This window comes from Vibrio sp. 970, assembly GCF_033339075.1.
In genome coordinates this window covers 1-864 of the sequence record NZ_JAWOTW010000161.1, presented here as the reverse complement: position 1 = coordinate 864, position 864 = coordinate 1, and the positions used below count along the sequence as shown (strand labels likewise).

Here is an 864-nt window from a genome sequence, read left to right as displayed (position 1 = left end):
TAAAGAGCATTCCAATTGGCTACAACGGACGACCGTTAGAAACTACATTTGTATGCGTTGCACCCTTAACTGGTGTTCAAGGACTGACATGGGAAACCAGCCATGTGCGCAATAAGCTCTCGCGTGTATTGTGGGTACCTGTGGAAGGTGAACGAGAAATCCCCCTTGCCGAGCGTCGTGTAGGGACACCTCTTATTTGGTCGCCAGATAAAGAAGAAGAGCAGATCTTACGAAATGACTGGGAAGAACTGATGGAAATGATCGTCTTTGGCAAATTTGATCAAATTTCAGCCAGACATGGCGAAGCGCTTCACTTGCGCCCAAAGGCCGCTAATGCCAAAGCACTAACTGAAGCCTATAGCTCCAACGGGAAACCAATGAAGACGCTACCACGAGGCTTTTACCTGCGAACACAATTCACCGAACAGATCTTACTGAAGCACTATATCAATGTGCAATCTGAGTAACTCATCTGTTCACTCTAATGGGTAACCAACGATAATTCGATATCGCAGTAGGAGGCAGTACCCTCACTACCGCACTCATCGTAAGCGTTGTGTAACCGCAAATAAGCTTTGTCGATACCTAACCTGAGCAGCTCTTCTTTCACCAAATCTAAGGAACCAAAATGAAGCGGTTCCTCTCCATCTTTAATCGGCTCTAGCTGGTGCTTATATTCCACAGCTAGCAAATAGTCAGAGATATCGGAACACCCAATGACAAATACTTTGGGTAACGTATAGGTGTCTTTATGTTGACCATGTAGCCACATGTCCAGTTGATGCTTCTGCATAGTGCACCTCCTTCACAAGATCTTTTTAGTGTAGTTGGGGGATGAATACCTTTCGAGCCACACTTGCGCTT

Annotated in this window: 2 protein-coding genes; one reads left to right on the top strand and one right to left on the bottom strand. The window is 45.7% G+C overall.

The window, feature by feature from the left end; all coding sequences use genetic code 11:
• On the top strand, positions 1–467 hold a 467-nt coding region (gene mutH / locus R7Q11_RS25410; RefSeq protein ID WP_225466905.1), incomplete at its 5' end, for a DNA mismatch repair endonuclease MutH.
• Between the two features lie 14 nt (positions 468–481).
• Here mutH and R7Q11_RS25405 read toward each other — a convergent pair.
• A complete protein-coding gene (locus R7Q11_RS25405; protein WP_140085759.1) occupies positions 482–793 on the bottom strand; it encodes a DUF6482 family protein in 312 nt (103 codons plus the stop codon).
• Between the last annotated feature and the right edge of the window lie 71 nt (positions 794–864).

Coding starts and splice junctions, on each gene's coding strand:
- R7Q11_RS25405 (WP_140085759.1), bottom strand. CDS start 793: ATGCAGAAGCATCAACTGGACATGTGGCTACATGGTCAACATAAAGAC.